This window comes from Actinomadura sp. CNU-125, assembly GCF_001942465.1.
Lineage (GTDB): Bacteria > Actinomycetota > Actinomycetes > Streptosporangiales > Streptosporangiaceae > Spirillospora.
In genome coordinates this window covers 1-20,877 of sequence record NZ_MKJY01000059.1, presented here as the reverse complement: position 1 = coordinate 20,877, position 20,877 = coordinate 1, and the positions used below count along the sequence as shown (strand labels likewise).

The following is a 20,877-nucleotide window of genomic DNA, read 5'->3' as shown; positions in this document are numbered from 1 at the left end:
TGATTACCTCACCTGCGGGAGGTCGGGTGTACGGACGGCGCACATGGTCCATACGGGTGCGGATGACCGTGATTGCCGGGACGGTCACCACCCTGATCTGCGCGATCGTCACCACGCTGATCATCATCGGCGTGCACAACCAGGCCGAGGACTACCGGCGCGACAAGGCCGTCTCGTCGGCGCTGCAGATGGTGTTCCTCGTGAAGCAGGGCCAAGTGTCGGCGGACCTGAAGGCCACGGATTCGGTGAGCGTGCAGGTCCTGAACGCACACGGGGAGATCGTCGCGGGCACGCCGGACGTGCGCGACGGGCCGCGCGTCGCCACGTTCGTCCCGGGACGGTCGAGCGTCTACGCCGTCCGGGAACTGTGCTCGCCGCCGGGCTTCGAGCGCTGCATGGAGACCGTGGCGTTCCGCGTCTACGAGCCCGCCGGCGACTGGATCGTCTACTCGGCGGTCCCGGCGACGCCCTGGTACGTCGATGTCGACCTCGTCACCGCGATGCTGAGCCTGTCCGTCCTGACGATCCTGCTGGCGTGCCTGCGGACGTGGGGGACGGTCGAGCGCACGCTCATCCCGGTGGGCGCCATCCGCGCCGAGCTGACCGAGATCACCGCGCGCAAGTCCGGCCGGCGCGTCACCGTGCCGGAGAACCGGGACGAGCTGCGGTGGCTCGCCGAGTCCGTTAACGCGACCCTAGATCGGCTGGACGCCGCGCTGGAGCGGCAGCGGAGCTTCACCTCCGACGCGTCCCATGACTTGCGCAGCCCCATCACGGCGGCGCGCGCGCACTTGGAAGAGGCGCTCATGTATCCGGAGGAGGTCGACTGGCCGCGGACCGGACGGACGGTCCTGCAGAGCCTCGACCGGCTGCAGGCGATCGTCACCGATCTGCTGGAACTCGCGCGCCTGGACGCCGCCGCCTGGCGGGGCGACGAGTTCGTCGACCTGGGGGCGATGGTCACGATCGAGCTGGCCCGATCCGAACGGTCCAAGCAGGTCGTCCCGCACGTATTGGACGAAGTCACGGTGCGCGGCGACCGGCTCCGGCTCGTCCGGCTCTTCACGAACCTCCTCGACAATGCCGAACGGCACGCCGACTCGCGCGTCGACGTGACCGTCCGGCACGACGACGGGAACGCGCGCCTGGAGGTGCTCGACGACGGGGCGGGCATCGCCGAGCAGGACCGGGAGACGGTTTTCGAACGGTTCGCCCGGCTTCCGGCCGGGAAGCAGCGGGACGCGGGCGGCACCGGGCTCGGGCTCCCGATCGCCCGCGAGATCGCGCGGGCGCACGACGGCGACCTGACGATCGAGGACAGCGACCGCGGCGCCCTGTTCGTCCTGTGCATCCCGAGCGCGCGGCGCGACGGCTCGCGCTGAACGCGGGCGGACGGGCGGGGAGGGCGGCGGACGGGTCTCCGGAACGCGAAGAACCCCGCGGTTTTCGCGGGGTCGTGGGGCGCGGGCCGTCCGGGCTCGGGAGGCGGCGGCCGGGGCGGGCCCGCGCGGGGAGCGGGCGCCTGCCGGCCGCACCGGATCAGGTGACGGTACGGAGCGGCGGAGCACCGTGCAGGTGCATCCAGCCGCTGACCTCCGTTTCCTTCACCTTGCAGGTCATGGGCTCGTAGACGTCGCGGTTCACGTAGCCGGGACTGTGCGCGATGTAGGAGTCGTAGACGAAGTCGGACACGATGACCCCGAGGTCGGCGCCGGTGGCCGCGAGGCGGTCCTTGAACGGCGCGGCGTCCAGCAGCCGGGCCGTCTGGATGACCTGCGAGCCGGACACGCCGTGGCCGTCGGGCATCACCGGCCCGACGTGCAGGGCGAGCCGAAGCTGGTAGCGGACGATCTCGCCGGAGCGGCCGTTGTGCCACCGCAGCCGCGCCGCCAGCCAGGCGAGCAGCGGATCGACGACCGACGCCGTCGGCAGGCTGGGCGGGACGACGATCAGTGCGCCGTCGCCGCGGTCCTCGTGGTAGCAGGCGTCCCACGGCACGTTCGACATCCTGAACGCCTCGTGCAGCAGTGCGTACATGCTGTGCTTCATCGCGAGCCGGTCGCGGTCGTCGCGGTGCGCGGCGCTGTAGCCCGCGATGTCGGTGAACACGATGGTGCAGTTCCGCCCGGCCCAGTGCGGCGCCGTGGCCGTCCCTGGGACGGACTGTGGACGGGGCCCGTACTGGTGCAAGGCGGCGTGGGGCGCGCCGTGGATGCACACGTGGTTCGCGCAAGGCGCGATGAGGTCCGGCGTCGTGTCCGTGGTGTCGGGCCCTGAACGTTCGGCGAGCCGTCCGTACAAGTCGTCCTCCAGGACGTTCAGGACCTGCGGGTGCCGGGTCACGAACCAGGCGAACTCGCGCGTCGGCATGACGATCGCGTGGACGTCGTCCAGAGCGACGATCGTCGCGGAGCGGCGCCCCAGGCCGAGGGAGGCGCGCTCGCCGATGATGTCGCCTGGACCGCGGATCGCGAGGGGCCGCTCCCGCCCGTCCAGCCGGACACTGACGCGGACCTCGCCGGACCGGATCACGATGACGTGGTCGGCGGACTCTCCCTCGTGCCAGAGCACATCGCCGAACATGAATCGAACGGGCCGGGCGGCCGCGAGGAACCCGGCTTGCTGCGCGGGGGACAGTGCGCCCCAGAAGCCGCGCCGGGCCGCGGGCCCGCCGGGAGCCCGGGTTCCGCCGGGGCCCGCGGGGCCGCCGGGGGCGACCGGTCGGGCGGGGGCGGGCCGGACGGTGCCGTGTGGCCGATGCCGGACGCCCCGGCCTCGTCCGCTGCAGGACGCGGGCGTCGCGTCGAAGGCGTGGTGGTCGCGTACGTACTCGTCCATCTGATCACCTGCCGTGGCGCCGGGAAGGCGCGGGACGCAGGGCCGGGACGGCGTAGGCCGGAGGAAGATTCTTGCACTCTGTCGACATGTCTTACCCCTCGAAGGGCGACTTTGCGGCATTCGCCGGAATCACAGGGGATCACCTGATGGCTCCGGTCCCGCCGACGGAAGTCGCATCACCTATAGCCCGTACCGCGAGGGCGCGGTTAGACTGGGTGAGTCCGCAGGAATCGTTTTACCAGGTCAGTACGGGTGTGCTCGCGTTATCGCAGGGCACCCTCGAAAACCGGTCGGACGCTTCCGCGGTCCCGTGAGTCGCTCTCCACTTCCCGTCGATCCTCGTGGCTGCCAACCTGGTGATCGGCGGGAAGTGGGGGGCGACTTTTCTGTCGTTTCGGCCGCTGTCGTTTCGGTCTACCGAAATATCCGTATCCAGGGTGGCCTCCCGTTCGCTGCCCGGCTGCGAGATGTCGCGAGGCGATCGCCGCGTCTTCCGGTGAGCCTCACGGTCTGTTCAAGTTGTTGGTCGCGTTCTGGCGTGTCTCATCGAGGATGCTGCTAATCTGCTACCTAGCACGCTACAACATAGTCTGCCGACACGCAGCACACTGCCAGCAAGAGATGTGGTCGTCCACGACGTTGTGAGGGCGCTTGCGGTGAACGTTCATCCGGGACCGGGACGCATATGACTCCTTGGCGTCACGTATTCCGCCAGGTCACGCAGTGCTATGTGGCAGTCCTGCAGGTGGCAGCGATTACGTAAAGTGAGCGACCTCGATGACCAGTGATCAGGGACCGATCGTCCAGAGCGCGCTGTTGCGCACCGAACTCGTTCGCCTCCGCAAAGAGAAAGGGGTGACCCAAGAGCAGGTGGCGGCTCGGCTCGAATGGTCCCCGTCGAAGCTCATCCGGATAGAGGGCGGCAAGAACGCCATCACCCGGACCGACCTGCAAGCCCTGCTGCGGGTGTACGACGTGACGGCGGAGAGCCGCCAGGAGCGACTGCAGGAACTGGCGCGCGGTGCGCGCGAGCCGGCTTGGTGGAACGCCTACAAGGGCGAGCTCGACGCCTCGTACCTCTCGTTCGTGGGCTACAGCGCGGGTGCCTCGCATATCCGGCACTGCCACGGAACGCTCGTCCCGGGGCTGCTTCAGACCGCGGAGTACGCCGAAGTGCTCGATGCGGGCCGGGTGTCCGCGCAGGCGAAGGCATTCGGGGTCAAGCTCCGCCTGCAACGCCAGGAGGCGCTCGCCGCGCGCGAGAACCCCCCGCGCCAGCAGTACATCCTCGACGAGGCGGTGATCCGCCGCCACGTGGGCATCAAGACGGACCCGGGCATCATGCCCGCCCAGCTTCGGCACCTCGCCGAATCGGTGGAGCGGGACGAGTTGCTGACCATCCGCATCATTCCGTTCAAGGCCGGAGCGCACTTCGGTCTCGGGGGTCCGTTCGTGCTCCTGGAATTCGACGGCGGGCTCGGCGATGTCCTGTATCTGGAGGGCCAGCCGGGTGCCAGCGCGCTGGTCACCGGTGCCGCCGACGAAATCACCGACTACCGGGACAACTTCGAGATTCTGCTGGAAGACGCACTTCCCGCCGACGAATCGATCGCGTTGATCCGGCAGGCCGCCGAAGATCTGATGGCCTGATCCCCGTCCCGGCTTCCGAAGAGACCCGGAGGTGACCGCCCCGGCGACCCATCCCCAAGGCGAGTGGCCGTCATAGCACACAGAGTGATCTTGTGTTCCCTTGTAGGCGGGATAACTCGAACCGCTTACACTCGTGATCGGGAAAATTTCCACAAGGTCGTGGTTTGTTGTGCCCAGCTTTACTCTCGCGCGGTGGGCTCCGCTGCCCGGTCGGTCGGCGAAGCGGTGCCCACCGGCACCGGATGGAGGGTTGCCGGATGGTCGATCGGTCGTATCGGGGTGAGTCGCTGAAGTGGCGCAAGGGCAGTGCGAGTGCGTCTGCTGATGAATGCGTCGAGGTGGCGGCCGCGGGGCCGTCGGTACTGGTCCGCGACTCGCGTGATCACGGCGCCGGATTGCTCGAACTCGACCCCGTCCAGTGGCGGACACTGATGAACGCCGTCCGGAACGGGGATCTGGACGGCCGCTGAGTCAGCGGACTCGGCACACCGGACTTTCGCCGCGATCGGCAACTATCACAATGAAGTGACTTATCCGCTAGCAAATCTTGGCGAAGGCGATAACGGACGACATCGGCCTCCGCTCCGGGAATGCCCGGGGCGGAGGCCGCACCGCGGGGTGATGACGCACTCGGCGCCGTCCCCGGTTTCACCGCTTCCACAACGCCCCTGAGATGCCCCTGACGGCACCCTGAATCGACCCTGAACGCCCTGTCTCGGGGCGGAACCCGCGCCTAACGTGATCAAGGTCCTCGACCGCCGGGCCGTTCCCCGGCCGTCCTGCCCGGTCGGGGACCGGCGCCGTTCCCGTCGGACGGCTCCCCACGTGAAGGGCTGTAGTTCATGCTGCGCAAGAACGGGCGGACGGCCTGGACCGCCGCTGCCGCCGCGGGTCTCGCACTCGCCGGCGTCGGCGTCGGCCTTGGCGGTCCGACGGCGTCCGCGGCGGCGGCGGAGACCGCGCCCGCGCCGTCCCGGATCACCTGGACGACCTGCGGCGACGACGGCAAGGCCCAGTGCGGCGCGCTCACGCTGCCCGTCGACTGGGACGATCCGGATGGTCCCACGTTCGAGCTCGCCGTCGCCCGCCGGACGGCACTCGACCCGGACGCCCGCATCGGCACGCTCGTCTTCGGGCCCGGCGGACCGGGCGATTCGGGCGTCGACAGCGTCGTGGACGGCATCGGACGGTTCAGCGCCGACGTTCAGCGACGGTTCGACATCGTCAGCTTCGACCCCCGCGGTGTGGGTGCGAGCGCGCCGATCAGGTGCTCGACCGAAGTCCTGCGAGCGCGCCCGTCCCCGATCATGACGAGCGGCGCGGACTTCGCGGAGACGCTCGCCTACAACGCGCGGGCCCGCGAGGACTGCACCGAGCATTCCGGTGCGATCTACGACAACGCCGACACGGCGAGCACCGTCAAGGACGTGGACGCCATCCGGGAGGCGCTCGGCGAATCGCAACTGACCTTCCACGGCAGTTCCTACGGGACGCTCCTGGGCGAGCAGTACGCCGAGACCTACCCGCGCAGGGTGCGTGCGATGGTGCTGGAGAGCGTCGTCGACCACAGCCAGCGCGACGCCCGTTCTTTCCTGATGTCTCAGGCCGGCACGGCCCAAGACTCGTTCGACGAGTTCGTCAAGTGGTGCGACCGGACGTCCGACTGCGCCCTGCACGGACGAGACGTCCGTGCCGTCTGGCAAGACCTGCGAGAGCGCGCGCGCCGGGGCGACCTGCCCGGCCTATCGGAAACCGCCCTCGTGCACGTCGCCTTCCGGGCGCTCTACGGCCCGGACTACCGCGAACTGGCTCAGACCATCGCGGACCTCGACGCGGGGAAGGAGCGCCCGCGAACCGGGCCTCGGACGGCACGACCGCGAAGGACCCCTTCACGGGCGTCTTCTGCTCGGACTGGAGCCTCCCCGTACGCGACTACCGGCAATGGAAGCGGTTGATGCGTCAGGTGGAGAGGGTCGCGCCCGACATGTCGTACACGCGCCCCGTCCAGGCCGTCGCCGCCTGCCTCGGCTCCCCGCGGCCGGTCGCCAATCCGCAGCACCGCCTCGACGTGCGCGGCCTGCGGACGCCGATCCTGCTGTCGAACGCCCTGCACGACCCCGCGTCCGGATACGACTGGGCGACGAACGTGTCCCGGCAACTCGGCCGCGAGGGCGTGCTCCTCACCTACGAGGGCGCGGGCCACGGCAGCTACGGCCGGAGCGACTGCACGCAGGGGACCATCGACCGCTACCTCATCGACCTGGAGGTCCCGGCGCGCGGCACCTCCTGCCCCGCCGTAGCCCCGACGACCTGAACCCGCACGCCGTCCGACCGGACGGGGCGGAAGGTCAGGCCGGGGCGAGCCAGGCGTCGATCTCGGCGTGCAGGCGCGACTTGGTCGCGGGCGGGGCGAAGGACGCGTCGACGCCGCTGCGGGCGAGGTCGGCGAGGGTGCGGTCGTCGTAGCCGAAGGCGTCGCGGACGAGGGCGTACTCGGCGGCCAGCGGTGTCCCGATGAGTGCGGGGACGTCGGTGTTGAGGGTGACCTGGAGCCTGGCGTCGAGCAGCCGCGGCAGCGGGTGTTCGGCGAGGGACGGGACGAAGCCGAGCGCGACGTTCGACGACGGGCACACCTCCAGCGGGACGCGGCGTTCGCGGACCTCGGCGACGAGTTCGGGGTCGTCGAGGACGCGGATGCCGTGCCCGAGCCGTTCGGTGCGTCCGGGGCCGAGCGCCTGCCGGATGCTCGCCGGGCCCTCGCCTTCGCCCGCGTGGTGGACGACGTGGAGCCCGGCGTCGTGCGCGGCCGCGAACACGTCGGTGAACGGGTCGCCGGGGTGGGCCTCGTCGCCCGCGAGGCCGATCGCGGCGACGCCGTCGTGGCGGCGGGCCAGGTCGAGGGTGCGCCAGCGCGCGCGACGGGACGGCGCCGCGAGTGGTCGAGGAGCAGCCGGCACTCGACGCCGAACTCCGCGCGGCCCGCGTCGAGGCCATCGAGGACGGCGGCCAGCGGCATGCCGAGGTCGCCGAGGCGCTCGCCGTGCGCGGCGGCGGTGAACGACGGCTCGGCGTACCGGGTGCCCTGGGCGGCCTCGTCCGCGCAGAACTCGTAGGCGATGCGGCGGAAGTCGTCCGGACCCCGCAGGCACGCGCGGACGAGGTCGTTCTGCGCGAAGAACGCGTCGAACCCGCCGAACGTCCCGGAGCGGTCGGGTACGGGCACGCCGTTGGCCGCGCCGATCTCGCGGAGGGTGTCCCACCGCACGGTGCTCTCCAGATGGACGTGCAGGTGGGCCTTCGGCAGGGTCAGCAGATCGCGCACGCGCGGCAGGCTACGGTCCGTCCCCACCGGCCCGCGACCGATTTATCGGCCCGGGTCACGAGCGGGCGGCTCCGACGAGCGCGGTGCTCGCGGACCTCGGACATCCCCGCGGCGTTGCCTCCGGTCAGCCGGTCGGGCGGTGCCGGACGAGGGTCGTCAGGTCGATGTCCATGGCGAAGGGGACATCGAGTTTCAGCCGGGTTCGGGCGATCTGGGTCGCGACGTAGGAGCCGGTCGCCTTGTCCAATTCGAGGGTATGGACGACCGGCCGCTCGTCTTCCTTCTCGACCAACCAGTAATGCTGGATGCCCGCCTCGGCGTACCGGACGCGCTTGGTGTCGCGGTCGCGGACTTCGGATTCGCGCGACACGACCTCCACGACGAGGATCACCTCGTCGGGGAGGTAGAAGGTGCGTCGTGATCCTTCCTCGGGCACGTGGAAGACGACGATGTCGGGCTCCGGCCGTTGACGTTCCCCCAGCTTGATGCCCATTTCCGTCTCTACGCCCAGGGACGTCGGCGCCGTGTCCTCCAGGGCGTTGGCCAGGCGGCGTACGACCTGGCTGTGGAAGCTCGTCTGCGGGGACATCATGATGAGCGCTCCGTCGATCATCTCCATGCGTGGAGCGCCGGGGGGCAGTTCGTCCAGATGGTCCGCCGTCCATCCTTCGGGAGGGGGGCGCAGCCAATCGGGCACCTGATCCGCGATCATGACGCTCTCCTGGGTCATCGACTCGACTTTATAGTGACACACGCAGGCCAGGAGGCATTTCCGGTCAGCCGGGGAGGGCGTAGCGGCCGTCGTCGAGGGGGTCGACGAGGCCGTCGGCGACGAGCGCGTCGAGGGCCCGTTCGCGCTGGACGGCGTCGGACCAGACGACGTCCAGGGCCGGCTTGCCGACGGGGCCTTCGGCGTCGCGCAGGACGGCGAGGAGGCGGCCGCGGCACTGCCGGTCGGTGCCCGCGTAGGTCTGGCCGCGGCGCGGCGGGCCCGCGTGGGCGGGCCGTCCGTCGCGGTGCCAGCGGCAGCCGTCCAGGACGGGGCAGTCGGCGCAGCGGGGCGAGCGGGCGGTGCAGACGAGCGCGCCGAGTTCCATGACGGCGACGGCCCAGCGTGCGGCGGTCGGCGCGGCGGCCGGCAGCAGCGACTCGGCGAGCCGCACCTCGGCCTTCGTCTGCGACTTCGGCGGGTACTCCTCGCCCGACACGAGCCGGGACAGGACGCGGCGGACGTTGGTGTCGAGGACGGCGTGCCGCTGCCCGAACGCGAAGCTGGCGACGGCGGCGGCCGTGTAGGCGCCGATGCCGGGGAGGGCGAGGAGGTCGGCGTGCGCGGCGGGGACCGCGCCGCCGTGCCGGTCGACGATCGCGCGGGCGCTCTCGTGCAGCCGCAGGGCGCGGCGCGGGTAGCCGAGCCGGCCCCAGCGCGGACGGCCTCACCGGACGGTTCGGCGGCGAGCGCGGCGGGCGTCGGCCAGCGCTCCAGCCAGGCGTGCCAGACGGGCAGGACGCGCGCGACGGGCGTCTGCTGGAGCATGATCTCGCTGACCAGGACGCCCCACGGTGTCGCGTCGTCGGCGCGCCACGGCAGGTCGCGGGCGTTGGCGTCGTACCAGGCGATGATCGTGTCGGTGTATGAGGTCATGGCGGACGGCCATTGTGGCACGCGGCGGGTCTGCTCTCGATTCCGTCGCGGCGCTTGCATACTGACCGGATGGAGATCGACACGGACGGTGACGATCGCGAGCGGTTCTGGCGCCGTCGCGTCCTGGCGCTCGGCGGAGTGCTCGGCGCGGTCGCCGTGCTGGCCTGGGGGTGCGTGCGGGGGACGGCCGACGAGCCGGTCGCCCGGACGGTCGCGGAGGCCGCGACGCAGGCGCCGCCGCCGACCGCGATGCCGACGGTCACCGTGACCGTGACGACGACCCCCGAGCCGGGCGAGGACGGTGCGGCCTGCGCGGAGGACGACGTCGTCGTCACGCTCGACGGCGCGCAGCGGACCTACGCGAAGGGAGCGAAGCCGACGTTCCGGGTGATGGTCGTCAACACGGCAGAGAACACGTGCGAGTTCGACGCCGGGTCGCTGGACCTGCGGATCACGTCGGGCGACGACCGGATCTGGTCGTCGGCCGAGTGCCGCGACGGGGGCGCGGGGAAGGAATCGCTGCGCCGCGGCGTCCCGTACGTCCGGGAGGTCGTGTGGGACCGGCGGCGCGGCTGCGACGGGAAGGGCGCCCGCGCCGGGACGTACGTCGCCGACCTGCACGACCGCAAGGGCGAACGGCAGGTGTTCCGGCTCCGCTAGACGTAGCGTTCGAGGATCGACGACTCGGCGAGGCGGGACAGGCCCTCGCGGACGCTGCGGGCCCGCGACTCGCCGACCCCGCCGACGGCCTGCAGGTCGTCGATGCTGGCGGCGAGCAGTTTCTGCAGGCCGCCGAAGTGCTCGACGAGCCGTTCGACGACCATGCTCGGCAGCCGCGGCACCTTCGCCAGCAACCGGAACCCCTTCGGGCTGACCGGCAGGTCGAGGGCGTCGGGCCCGGCGAAGCCCATGACCTCGGCGACCGTCGACAGGTCGAGCAGCTCGTTGGCCGACAGGACGTCGAGGGCGGCGAGGATCGCGTCGACGCCGCGGGCCCGGGTGTCGTCGGACGGGTAGTCGCGGACGATCAGTTCCCGATCGACGTCGACGCCCGACACCAGCTCGTCCAGCTGCAGGGACAGCAGCCGCCCGTCGGTGCCGAGTTCGACGACGTAGCCCTCGATCTCGTCGGCGATGCGGCGCACCATTTCGAGGCGCTGCACGACGGCGCTGACGTCCCGGACGGTGACGAGGTCCTCGATCTCGAGCGCGGACAGCGTCCCGGACACCTCGTCGAGCCGCAGCTTGTACCGTTCGAGCGTCGCGAGGGCCTGGTTGGCCTTCGACAGGATGGCCGCGGAGTCTTCGAGGACGTACCGGATCCCGTCGAGGTACAGCGCGATGATGTGCATCGACTGGCTGACGGAGATGACCGGGTGGCGGGTCTGGCGGGCGACGCGCTCGGCGGTGCGGTGCCGGGTGCCCGACTCCTCGGTGGGGATGGTCGAGTCCGGCACGAGGTGGACCGCGGCGCGGACGATCCGGCCGTTGCTGTCGTCCAGGACGATCGCGCCGTCCATCTTCGCCAGCTCGCGCAGCCGCGTCGCGGAGAACTCGACGTCGAGCTCGAAGCCGCCCGAGCACAGCTCGGCGACCAGTTCGTCGTAGCCGAGCACGATCAGCGCGCCGGTGTGGCCCCGCAGGATGCGCTCCAGACCGTCCCGGATCTGGGTGCCCGGAGCCACCGCGGCGAGCGTGGCGCGGCGTCGTTCGTCATGGGACTTGTCGTGTGCTGGCACCTGGCCCCCGGAGGTCGCTGGACGGCGTCAGTTTACCGAGCGGCCCCGTTCGCCGGTTCCTCCCCTGGTCGCAACCGGGGGCCGCACCGGGTAATACTCTGGCGCTACCCGCATCAAGGGGCGGTAAAGGCGACTTGCAGAGCCTGCTGCAGGCTGTCGACCTCCATCACCTTCATGCCCTCGTAACTGGACAGCTGCGGATCGGCCTTCTTCAGCGGTGATCCGTCGGCCAGTTCGAGCGATCCGCGGGGCACGACCGCGTGCTTGAAGCCGAGCCGGGCGGCCTCCGCGAGCCGCCGCTGGACGCCCGGCACCACCCGCGCCTCCCCGGCCAGCCCGACCTCGCCGAGCGCGATCAGCGTGCTCGACAGCGACTGCTCGACGGTCGAACCGGCGACGGCCAGCGCGAGCGCGAGGTCGACGGACGTCTCCGACAGCCGCACGCCGCCGACCGTCGACACGTACACGTCCTGCTCGTGCATCGAGATCTTGCAGCGCTGCGCGAGGACGGCCAGGACCATCGCCACCCGGGACGTGTCGAGCCCCGAGCTCGCCCGGCGCGGGGCCGGCAGGTGCGACTTCGCGACGAGCGCCTGCACCTCGGCGACGAGCGGGCGCCGCCCTTCGAGCGTCACCGTGACGCACGTCCCCGGGACCGGCTCGTCCCGCCGGGTGAGGAACAGGCCGCTCGGGTCGGGGAGCCCGACGATGCCGACCTCGGAGAGGTCGAAGCAGCCGAGTTCGTCCGTCGGCCCGTACCGGTTCTTCACGGCCCGGATCATCCGCAGCCGCGAGTGCCGGTCGCCCTCGAAGTACAGGACGACGTCCACGAGGTGTTCGAGCAGCCGCGGGCCCGCGATCGCGCCTTCCTTGGTGACGTGCCCGACGAGCACGACCGTGATGCCGCGCTCCTTGGCGACCCGGATGAGGTTCGCCGCGACCTCCCGGACCTGTGTGACGCCCCCGGGCGCCCCGTCGACCTCGGACGTCCCGATCGTCTGGATCGAGTCGACGACCATGAGCGTCGGTTCGACCGCGTCGACGTGCCCGAGCACCGCCGACAGTTCGGTCTCGGCCGCGAGGTACAGCTCGTCGGTGATCGCGCCGACCCGGTCGGCCCGCAGCCGCACCTGCTCGGTGGACTCCTCGCCCGTCACGTACAGGACGCGCTTGGCCGCGCCGTCGCCCTTCGCGGACCCGTCGCCCTTCTCGGACGCGAGCGCCGCGACCTCCAGCAGCAGCGTCGACTTGCCGATGCCCGGCTCGCCCGCGAGCAGCAGCACGGCCCCGGGGACGATGCCGCCGCCGAGCACGCGGTCGAGTTCGTCCAGCCCGGTGGGCCGCGTCTGCGCGGACCGCACGTCGACCTGCCCGATCGGCCGCGCGGGCGTGCTGACCGGCCCGGCGCTCACCACCCGGGCGGGCGTCACCGCCGCCTCTTCGATCACCGTCGACCAGGCATGGCACTCGCCGCACCGCCCGATCCACTTGGACGTCCGCCAGCCGCACTCCGAGCACCGGTAGGCCGCCTTGGCCGCCTTCGCCTTAGCCATAAGGAAGGAGCCTAAGGCCCGCCACCGACACCCGGACCGTTCACGCGTTCTTGCGGGCCCGTTCGATGAGGTCGGCGAGGTGGTCGGCGACGACGGCGGGGCGTTCGAGCATGGCCATGTGCCCGGCGGTGGGGACGACCTCCAGGCGGGTGTTCGGGACGCAGCCGGCGATCTTGAGGCTGTGCTCGACGGGGGTGAGCATGTCGTTCTCGGCGCCGATGACGAGGGTGTCGGCGGCGGCGAGGGCGGCGCAGTCGCTGATCACCTCGGTGGTGATCATGGTGCGGAGGAAGTCGACGAGGGCGTCCATGCGGGTGTCGGCCATCATCTGCTCGCCGAAGGCGACGGCGGCGGGGGAGGCGTCGGGGCCGAAGGCGAGGAGGTCCTCGACGAGCATGGACGCGGCGCGGCCGAGGTGGCGGACGCGTTCGATGGCGGCGGAGCCGGCGCCCGCGGCGTGCAGGGCGCGGGGGAGGACGCGCCGGGTGCCGCGCGCGATGAGCGCGGGCATCCCGAGGGTGACCTCGCCGAGGCCGCCGGAGGACGTGCACAGCAGCCCGGCGGCGCGGACCTTGCCGCCGATGAGGTCGCGGTTGCGGTCGGCGAACCGCATGGTCGTCATGCCGCCCATGGAGTGGCCGACGAGGACGACGGGGGTGTCGGCGGGGACGGTCGCGTCGATGACGGCGGCGAGGTCGTCGGCGAGCTGGTCGAAGGTGTGCAGGTCGCGGGCGCCGCCGTCGGAGCGGCCGTGGCCGCGCTGGTCCCAGAAGACGAGGCGGCCGAGGCCGCGCAGGGCCTTGCGCTGGAAGTGCCAGGAGTCCTGGGTGAGGGTCCAGCCGTGGGAGAACACGACGGCGAGGTCGGTGCGGTCCTCCCCGTCGATCTCGGCGTACAGCCGGGTGCCGTCGTCGGCGCGGACCGGGACGGGACGGCCGCGCAGCGAACCGAAGGGTTCGCCCGCGTGGGGGTCGGGGCGCAACTGGAGGCGGCGGACGGCGCGGCGCTGTGCGGCCAGCCCGGCGCCGGCCCCGGCCGCGCCGAGCGCGGTGGCGGTCAGGATGGTGCGGCTCGTCGTGGCGACTCGGCCCATGGCCGGTTCCTCCCGTTCCCTCAGGTCGCGCACGCCGGGGCGGCGCGAACGGCTGCGCCGATTGTTGTACAGGTGGTCCAGTAGGGCCAGGGTCCGGCCCTCGAATGTGACCGACTAGTCAGTAACTCACGGGCAACGCCACCATAGATTGACCGCGTAGTCGACTTCGAGCCCCTGGTGCTCGCGCAGCACGTCCGCCGCGAGATCCGGCGGGAATTCGATGTGCAGGACGGCGGCGAGGTCGCGGCGGTCGTCGAACCGCCAGTGGATCGTCAGCGGCTCGCGGGCGAACCCGCGGCGCGTCCAGAAGCGCTCGACCGCGTCCGGGTCGTACTTCGGCAGGCCGCGCCGGAACCAGCGGCCGAACGTGGAGCGGGTCGCGTCGTTGTCGATGATGAAGATCGCGCCGCCGCGCCGGACGACGCGGTCCAGTTCGGCGAGCCCCGGTTCGCAGCCGGGCCCGAAGAAGTACGCCCAGCGCGCGTGGACGACGTCGACCGAGGCGTCCGGCAGCGGGAGGGCCTGCGCGGTGCCGACGCGGACGGTGACGTTCGGTTCGTCCCGCGTGCGGCGCGCCGCGGCCGCGGCGAGGCCCGCGTGCGGTTCGACCCCGACGACGCGGGCCGCCTCCTCGGCGAAGAACGGCAGGTGGTAGCCGGTGCCGCAGCCGAGATCGAGGACGGTCGCGCCGGTCCACGGGCGGATCGCGCGCATCGCCGCGGGCAGGACGCCGTCGGGGTCCACCGCGCGGTTCTCCAGCTCGTAGACCTGCGGGGAGTTCCAGATGTTGGGGCTCGGCACGGCGCCCGGAGCGATCTCGGCCACGGAGACAGAGCGTAGCCGGGCCGGACGGGACGCGGTCCGGATCACTCGGGGCGAGGGTTTCATCGCGGCCGCGGGCGCATAGGCTTTCCGTACGAACACTGCCGAGCGATCACTGTGGCGAGGATGCCTTGACCCCGCAGCCCAACGGCGCCTTCTCTCCGGCACTCCGGGTGCCCGACGCTCCGATCACGCTGTCCACGGCGTCGGTCTATCCCGAGAAGGTGCCGAGCGCGTTCGAGCTCGCCGCGCTGCTCGGCTACGACGGCGTCGAGGTCATGGTCTCGACGGACGCCTCCTCGCAGGACCTCAGCGTCCTGCGCCGCCTGTCGGACTACCACCAGGTCCCGATCAAGTCGATCCACGCGCCGTGCCTGCTGCTGACGCAGCGGGTGTGGGGGCGCGAGCCGTGGGGCAAGCTGGTGCGCTCCAAGGAGGTCGCGGAGGAGCTGGGCGCCGAGGTCGTGGTCGTGCACCCGCCGTTCCGCTGGCAGCGCGACTACGCCCGCGACTTCGTCGGCGGCCTCGCCCGCATGCAGGAGGAGACCGACGTCCTGTTCGCGGTGGAGAACATGTTCCCGCTGAAAGCGCGCGGCGCCGAGGCCGGGATGTACCTGCCCGACTGGAACCCCATCGACCAGGATTACCCGTTCGTGACGCTCGACCTGTCCCATACGGCGGTGTCCGGTTCGGACGCGCTCGACATGGCCGGGCAGCTCGGCGACCGGCTCCGCCACATCCACCTCGCGGACGGCGTCGGCATCACGAACAAGGACGAGCACCTCGTCCCGGGGCGCGGCTCGCAGCCGTGCGGGCCGATGCTGGAGACGCTCGCCGAGACCGGCTTCCGCGGGCACATCGTGCTGGAGGTCAACACGCGCCGCGCGTCCAGCCGGGCCGAGCGCGTCGAGGACCTGGCCGAGGCGCTCGCCTTCGCCCGGCTCCACCTCGCCGCCGCCGACCGCACCTGGGAGGTCACCTCCGGCGGCGAGGTCAGCCGCCGGAGCACCCGGTGACCGCCGCGCGCGGCGTCCCGGGGGCCCGGGCGGCGGCCCGGGCAGAGCGAGACGCGCGAGGCGATCCTCGCCGCGGCGCGCGACCTGTTCGCCGAGAAGGGGTACGACGGGGCGTCGCTGCGGGCGATCGCACGGGGCGCGGACGTCGACCCCGCGCTCGTCCACCACTTCTTCGGCAACAAGGAAGGCGTGTTCGTCGAGGCGATGCGGCTGCCGATCGACCCGGCCGTCCTGCTGCCGCGCATCATGGCCGCGCCCCGCGAGCGGCTCGGCGAGACGATGGCGCGCACGTTCCTCGACGTGTGGCAGGACCCCGACCGCCGCGCGCCGCTGCTGGCGATGCTGCGCTCGGCGATGACGAACGAGCGCGCGGCGCGCTGATGCGCGAGTTCTTCGGCAGCGTCCTGTTCGCCCGCGCGGGAGCGGCCGCGAACGTCCCGCAGCTGCGGGTGCAGGCGGCGGCCGGGCAGATGGTCGGCATGATGATCCTGCGGTACGTGCTGGCGGTCGAGCCGATCGCGTCCGCGTCCGAGGACGAGCTGGTCGAGCTCGTCGCGCCCGTCCTGCAGGGCTACCTCGGCTGACTTTTCCGGTCATCGCGACTCCTTGACCCGGCCGCCGCGCCGACTTAAATTCAACACATGATGAGTTCTACTCCCGCGGTGAGCGTGCGGGACCTGCGGGTCGCGCGCGGCGGCCGGGACGTCCTGCACGGGCTCACCTTCGACGTGCCGCCGGGGACCGTGGTCGGGCTGCTCGGCCCCAGCGGATGCGGCAAGACGACGCTGCTGCGCGCGCTCGTCGGCGTCCAGATCGTCGCGGGCGGCGAGGTGACCGTCCTCGGCGAGCCCGCCGGAGCGCCGGAGCTGCGGCGGCGCGTCGGGTACGCGACGCAGACGCCCGCCGTGTACGCGGACCTCACCGTCGCCGAGAACCTGCGCTACTTCGCGTCTGTCCTGCGGGCGCCGCGCTCGGACATCGACCGCGTCGTCGGCGAGGTCGGGCTCGCAAGCAGCCGCGACCAGGTCGTCGGGACGCTGTCGGGCGGGCAGCTCAGCCGCGCCAACCTCGCCGTCGCGCTGCTCGGCTCCCCCGACCTGCTCGTCCTGGACGAGCCGACCGTCGGCCTCGACCCCGTCCTGCGGCAGGAGCTGTGGGCGCTGTTCCGGAACCTGGCCGACCGGGGCGTGACGCTGCTGGTGTCCAGCCACGTGATGGACGAGGCGGGCCGCACCGACCGGCTCCTGCTGATGCGCGAGGGACGGATCCTCGCCGACGGCACCCCCGAAGGACTGCGCGCGCGCACGGGCGTCGACGACCTCGAAGCGGCCTTCCTGCACCTGATCGCCGAGACGTCCGGGAGCACGGCATGAACCCCGCGATCACGCTGGCCACGACCCGCCGCATCCTCGCGCAGCTCCGCCACGACCGCCGCACGGTCGCGCTGCTCGTGCTCGTGCCGTCCGTCCTGATGATCCTGCTCCGGTACGTGTTCGACCGGCCGGAGCTGTTCGACCGGATCGGCCCGATGCTGCTCGGGCTGTTCCCGTTCACGATCATGTTCGTGGTGACGAGCGTCGCCACCCTCCGCGAACGGACGGGCGCACCCTCGAACGGCTGATGACCACGCCCGCGGGCAAGCTCGACCTGCTGCTCGGCTACGCGCTCGCGTTCGGGCTCGTCGCGCTCGTCCAGGTCGGGGTGGTGCTGGCGATCTCGCTGACCTGGCTCGGCATGGACCTCACCGGCTCGCTCGGCCCGCTGGTCCTGGTCGCCGTCCTGGACGCGCTGCTCGGCATGGCGCTCGGCCTGTTCTCCAGCGCGTTCGCGCGGACGGAGTTCCAGGCGGTGCAGTTCATGCCCGCGTTCGTCCTGCCCCAGGTGCTGCTGTGCGGGCTGATCATGCCGCGCGAGCAGATGGCGTCCTGGCTGGAGGCGATCTCGGCGGTGCTGCCGCTGACGTACGCGGTCGAGGGCATGCGGGAGATCGCGGGCGAGCGCGGCTTCTCCGGCACGCTGGCCGCCGACGTGGCGGTCGTCGCCGGGTTCACGCTCGCCGCGCTGCTGCTGGGTGCCGTCACGCTGCGTCGCCGCACGCCCTGAGCCGTCCGATCGAACCGGACACTTGACCTCAAGTGCCCCGTCTCGCCCGGTCCGGACTGGTAACTTCTGCGGTCATGACTCCCCAGGATGTTCCCGGCACCCCGGCCTCGCAGAGCCCGGACGGCCCGCCCCCGCAGGACGGGACGGGCGCCGAGGCGCAGGAGAACGACGCCTTCTGGGGCGGCACCCCGGGCGAGGACGGCGGGCGCCGCAAGCGGCGCTGGCCGCGCGTGCTGATCGCCGTCGGCGTGTTCGCCGCGCTCGTCGTCGCCGGGCTGGGCGGCCTGGTCTGGCAGCGGCAGTCGTCGTACAACGGCAACATCGACCGCATCCAGGCGTCATGCCGGACGCGAACCGGCCGGGCCCGAACGTCGCGGGCACCGAGAACTGGCTGCTCGTCGGATCGGACGCGCGGTCGGAGACGCAGACGACCGGCCAGGGCAACGACGCGTGGAAGCCGGGGCAGCAGCGCACCGACACGATCATGCTGCTGCACCTGCCGGCCGACCGTAAGAAGGCGTACATGATCTCCTTCCCGCGGGACTCCTGGGTGACCGTCCCCGGCTACGGCAAGCAGAAGATCAACGCCGCGTTCTCCTACGGCGGCCCGAAGCTGCTGATCCAGACGATCGAGGGCCTGACGGGCGTCCGCATCGACCACTACGGCGCGATCGACTTCGCCGGGTTCGAGTCGATGGTGGACGCGCTCGGCGGCGTCACCGTCAACATCAAGAAGAGCGTGTACGACCCCGCCCGCAAGGTGAACTGGCAGGCCGGGAAGCAGGAGCTCAACGGCGAAGAGGCGCTGCTGTTCGTCCGGCAGCGCTACAACCTGCCGAACGGCGACTTCGACCGGATGAAGCGGCAGCAGGCGCTGCTGCGCGCCCTCGCCAAGAAGGCCGCCGACAGCGGAACCCTGACGAACCCGCTCAAACTCGACCGGTTCCTGTCCGCGCTCACCAAGTCGATCAGCGTGGACGACGGGCTGTCGGGCGGCGACCTGCGGTCCCTCGCGGTGAGCATGCGCAACGTGCGCGTTTCCGACGTGACATTCCTTACGACACCGGACAAGGGCACCGGCATGGTGCAGAAGCAGAGCGTCGTCTTCCTCGACCCGCAGAAGGCGAAGATCCTGTTCAACGCGGTGAAGACCGCCGAAATGGGCAAATACGTCGAGCAGTACGGGGCCGGAAACGACCTCGGCGCCGTCTCGTAACCTGGTCGGTGAGGGGGCGCGCCGCGCGCCCGCCTAGGAGGGCTGACCAGTGTTCCGCCGGGCGCTGCTGGCCGCGTCGCACTCCGGCGGCGCGCGCCGGATCGTCGAAACCGCGCCGTTCGCCCGCGACGTCGCCCGCCGCTTCATCGCCGGCGAGACCGCGGCCGACGCGGCGCGCGTCACCGAACAGCTGACCGACGACGGGCTGCTCGTCAGCCTCGACGTCCTCGGCGAAGACGTCCACGACAAGGGACGCGCCGAGACGAACACCGTCCGGTACATCGAACTCCTCGACCGTCTCGGCGAAGACGCCCTCGGCGCGCGCGCGGAAGTATCGGTGAAGCTGACGGCCGTCGGGCAGTCCCTCGACGAAGAGTTCGCCCTGGAGAACGCCCGCCGCATCTGCGACGCCGCCGCCTCCGCAGGAACGACCGTCACCTTCGACATGGAAGAACACGAGACGGTCGATTCCACTTTGCGGATCGTCCACGAACTACGGCGCGACCACCCCACCGTGGGCGCGGTCGTCCAGGCGTACCTGCGTCGCGCGGAAGAGTACTGCGCGGACCTCGCGTACGAGGGTTCGCGCGTCCGCCTGTGCAAGGGCGCGTACGCCGCGCCCGAGGCGATCGCCTTCACCGAGAAGGACGACATCGACAAGTCGTTCGTCCGCTGCATGAAGGTCCTCATGGCCGGCAAGGGCTACCCGATGCTCGCCACCCACGACCCGCGCCTCATCGACATCGCCGAAGCCCTCACCCTCCTGCACTCCCGCGACGCCGACACCTTCGAGTACCAGATGCTGTACGGCGTCCGCCCCCAGGAACAGCGCCGCCTAGCCGCCGACGGCGCCCAAGTCCGCGTGTACGTCGCCTACGGCCGCGACTGGTACGAGTACTTCATGCGCCGCCTCGCCGAGAAACCCGCCAACCTCCGGCTGGTCGTGCGCTCCCTCGTCGGCGCCTCCTGACCGCCGATAAGGTGGAGGAATGATCGCGATTCTGGGTGCCGGGAAGATGGGCGAAGCCCTCCTGTCCGGAGTGCTGCGGGCCGGCCGCCGCCCGTCCGACCTGCTGGTGGCCGAACGCAGCGAGGAACGCGGCGCGCTGCTGCGCGAACGCTACGGAGTCGAGGTCGTCTCGAACCGGCAGGCCGCGGAGAAGGCGGGCACGCTCGTCCTCGCCGTCAAACCCCAGGACATGGGCGCACTGCTCGACGAGATCGGCCCGCACGTCCCGTCCGGCACCCTCGTCATCTCGGTCGCCGCGGGCATCACGACCGCCTTCATCGAAGACCGGCTCCCCGAAGGGGTCCCGGTCGTCCGCGTCATGCCGAACACGCCCGTCCTGGTGGACGAGGCCATGAGCGTCGTCTCCGCCGGCTCGCACGCGGACGAGACGCACCTGCAGAAGGCCGAGGAACTGCTGACCCCGGTCGGCAAGGTGCTCCGCCTCCCCGAGTCGCTGCAGGACGGCGCCACCGCCCTCTCCGGCAGCGGACCCGCCTACTTCTACTACCTCGTCGAGGCGATGGTCGACGCCGGCATCCTCCTCGGCATGCCCCGCGCGGCCGCACTGGAAATGGTCGTCCAGTCCGCCGTCGGCGCCGCCGTCATGCTCCGCGACTCCGGCGAACACCCCGTCACCCTCCGCGAGAACGTCACGTCCCCCGGCGGCACCACGATCGCCGCCATCCGCGAACTCGAACGCCACGGCGTCCGCGCGGCCGTCCTCGAAGCGATCGAAGCCGCCCGCAACCGAGGCCGCGAACTGGCCGGCGGCTGACCGCCCCGGGGTTGGTTGCACGGCCTCCGGGCGCAGGGCGCCCTGCGGCCGCGCAGGAGTGGGCCGCGCCCGGCCCGGATCGCCGTCCGCCGTCCG

Annotated in this window: 20 protein-coding genes and 3 pseudogenes; 14 read left to right on the top strand and 9 right to left on the bottom strand. The window is 71.5% G+C overall.

Features of this window, described 5'->3' with window-relative positions:
• Positions 1-1,382, top strand: a 1,382-nt coding sequence (locus BJF79_RS08610) for a sensor histidine kinase (RefSeq protein ID WP_262401729.1), incomplete at its 5' end; no start/stop codon positions are given.
• A gap of 157 nt (positions 1,383-1,539) precedes the next feature.
• Here BJF79_RS08610 and BJF79_RS08605 read toward each other — a convergent pair.
• Positions 1,540-2,838 carry a cyclic nucleotide-binding domain-containing protein gene (locus tag BJF79_RS08605; protein WP_075896079.1) on the bottom strand — a complete coding sequence of 433 codons (1,299 nt, stop codon included), beginning with the start codon at positions 2,836-2,838 and terminating at the stop codon, positions 1,540-1,542.
• A gap of 777 nt (positions 2,839-3,615) precedes the next feature.
• Here BJF79_RS08605 and BJF79_RS08600 point away from each other — a divergent pair.
• The 4 genes from BJF79_RS08600 to BJF79_RS58980 all read left to right on the top strand — a co-directional run bounded on the left by BJF79_RS08600 (position 3,616) and on the right by BJF79_RS58980 (position 6,802).
• On the top strand, positions 3,616-4,488 hold the full coding sequence (locus tag BJF79_RS08600; RefSeq protein WP_075896077.1) for a helix-turn-helix domain-containing protein: 873 nt from the start codon (positions 3,616-3,618) through the stop codon (positions 4,486-4,488).
• 257 nt (positions 4,489-4,745) lie between these two features.
• On the top strand, positions 4,746-4,958 hold the full coding sequence (locus BJF79_RS08595; RefSeq protein WP_075896074.1) for a DUF397 domain-containing protein: 213 nt from the start codon (positions 4,746-4,748) through the stop codon (positions 4,956-4,958).
• Between the two features lie 372 nt (positions 4,959-5,330).
• Positions 5,331-6,443, top strand: coding sequence for an alpha/beta hydrolase (locus BJF79_RS08590; protein WP_262401728.1), 1,113 nt, complete (start codon positions 5,331-5,333; stop codon positions 6,441-6,443).
• Positions 6,443-6,802, top strand: coding sequence for an alpha/beta hydrolase (locus tag BJF79_RS58980; protein ID WP_262401727.1), 360 nt, complete (start codon positions 6,443-6,445; stop codon positions 6,800-6,802). Before BJF79_RS08590 ends, BJF79_RS58980 begins: the two co-directional genes overlap by 1 nt.
• A 34-nt stretch (positions 6,803-6,836) precedes the next feature.
• Here the strand turns inward: BJF79_RS58980 and BJF79_RS58975 are convergent, their stop codons facing one another.
• From BJF79_RS58975 to BJF79_RS08575, 4 genes and pseudogenes are all read right to left on the bottom strand, one after another.
• Positions 6,837-7,445, bottom strand: a complete 609-nt coding sequence (locus tag BJF79_RS58975) for an adenosine deaminase family protein (RefSeq protein ID WP_262401726.1) — start codon at positions 7,443-7,445, stop codon at positions 6,837-6,839.
• A gap of 29 nt (positions 7,446-7,474) precedes the next feature.
• Positions 7,475-7,753, bottom strand: a pseudogene (locus BJF79_RS58970) (adenosine deaminase); the annotation flags it as partial.
• 181 nt (positions 7,754-7,934) lie between these two features.
• Entirely contained in the window at positions 7,935-8,540 is a 606-nt protein-coding gene (locus BJF79_RS08580) for a Uma2 family endonuclease (protein WP_262401725.1), read from the bottom strand.
• A 46-nt stretch (positions 8,541-8,586) separates the two neighbouring features.
• Positions 8,587-9,455: pseudogene (locus tag BJF79_RS08575) on the bottom strand (A/G-specific adenine glycosylase).
• 69 nt (positions 9,456-9,524) lie between these two features.
• Here BJF79_RS08575 and BJF79_RS08570 point away from each other — a divergent pair.
• A complete protein-coding gene (locus tag BJF79_RS08570; protein ID WP_075896072.1) occupies positions 9,525-10,115 on the top strand; it encodes a hypothetical protein in 591 nt (196 codons plus the stop codon).
• Here BJF79_RS08570 and disA read toward each other — a convergent pair.
• From disA to BJF79_RS08550, 4 genes are all read right to left on the bottom strand, one after another.
• Positions 10,112-11,194: a DNA integrity scanning diadenylate cyclase DisA gene (gene disA, locus BJF79_RS08565; RefSeq protein WP_075896070.1), complete on the bottom strand. Its 1,083-nt coding sequence runs from the start codon at positions 11,192-11,194 to the stop codon at positions 10,112-10,114. The two genes, BJF79_RS08570 and disA, sit on opposite strands and share 4 nt — an antisense overlap.
• A gap of 113 nt (positions 11,195-11,307) precedes the next feature.
• Complete coding sequence (radA, locus tag BJF79_RS08560) at positions 11,308-12,747, bottom strand: DNA repair protein RadA (protein WP_075896068.1); 1,440 nt, start codon at positions 12,745-12,747, stop codon at positions 11,308-11,310.
• A gap of 40 nt (positions 12,748-12,787) precedes the next feature.
• The gene (locus tag BJF79_RS08555) at positions 12,788-13,840 is read right to left on the bottom strand and encodes an alpha/beta fold hydrolase (protein WP_075896085.1); all 1,053 of its coding nucleotides are present in this window, start codon (positions 13,838-13,840) and stop codon (positions 12,788-12,790) included.
• 126 nt (positions 13,841-13,966) lie between these two features.
• Positions 13,967-14,665 (bottom strand): class I SAM-dependent methyltransferase, encoded by a 699-nt coding sequence (locus BJF79_RS08550; RefSeq protein ID WP_075896083.1) that lies wholly within the window; start codon positions 14,663-14,665, stop codon positions 13,967-13,969.
• A 128-nt stretch (positions 14,666-14,793) separates the two neighbouring features.
• Between BJF79_RS08550 and BJF79_RS08545 the strand changes: the two genes are divergently transcribed.
• The 8 genes and pseudogenes from BJF79_RS08545 to proC all read left to right on the top strand — a co-directional run bounded on the left by BJF79_RS08545 (position 14,794) and on the right by proC (position 20,781).
• A complete protein-coding gene (locus tag BJF79_RS08545; RefSeq protein ID WP_075896066.1) occupies positions 14,794-15,678 on the top strand; it encodes a sugar phosphate isomerase/epimerase family protein in 885 nt (294 codons plus the stop codon).
• Positions 15,679-15,741: 63 nt separating this feature from the next.
• Positions 15,742-16,262, top strand: a pseudogene (locus BJF79_RS66640) (TetR family transcriptional regulator).
• Between the two features lie 78 nt (positions 16,263-16,340).
• Positions 16,341-17,051: an ABC transporter ATP-binding protein gene (locus tag BJF79_RS08535; RefSeq protein WP_262401722.1), complete on the top strand. Its 711-nt coding sequence runs from the start codon at positions 16,341-16,343 to the stop codon at positions 17,049-17,051.
• Positions 17,048-17,299 (top strand): hypothetical protein, encoded by a 252-nt coding sequence (locus BJF79_RS58955; protein ID WP_262401721.1) that lies wholly within the window; start codon positions 17,048-17,050, stop codon positions 17,297-17,299. Before BJF79_RS08535 ends, BJF79_RS58955 begins: the two co-directional genes overlap by 4 nt.
• Positions 17,299-17,781, top strand: coding sequence for an ABC transporter permease (locus tag BJF79_RS08530; protein ID WP_262401720.1), 483 nt, complete (start codon positions 17,299-17,301; stop codon positions 17,779-17,781). The genes BJF79_RS58955 and BJF79_RS08530 overlap by 1 nt, the downstream gene beginning before the upstream one ends.
• 340 nt (positions 17,782-18,121) lie before the next feature.
• Positions 18,122-18,997 carry an LCP family protein gene (locus BJF79_RS08525; RefSeq protein WP_262401719.1) on the top strand — a complete coding sequence of 292 codons (876 nt, stop codon included), beginning with the start codon at positions 18,122-18,124 and terminating at the stop codon, positions 18,995-18,997.
• A gap of 49 nt (positions 18,998-19,046) precedes the next feature.
• The gene (locus BJF79_RS08520) at positions 19,047-19,967 is read left to right on the top strand and encodes a proline dehydrogenase family protein (RefSeq protein WP_075896064.1); all 921 of its coding nucleotides are present in this window, start codon (positions 19,047-19,049) and stop codon (positions 19,965-19,967) included.
• Between the two features lie 19 nt (positions 19,968-19,986).
• The gene (proC, locus tag BJF79_RS08515) at positions 19,987-20,781 is read left to right on the top strand and encodes a pyrroline-5-carboxylate reductase (protein ID WP_075896062.1); all 795 of its coding nucleotides are present in this window, start codon (positions 19,987-19,989) and stop codon (positions 20,779-20,781) included.
• Positions 20,782-20,877: the final 96 nt, after the last annotated feature.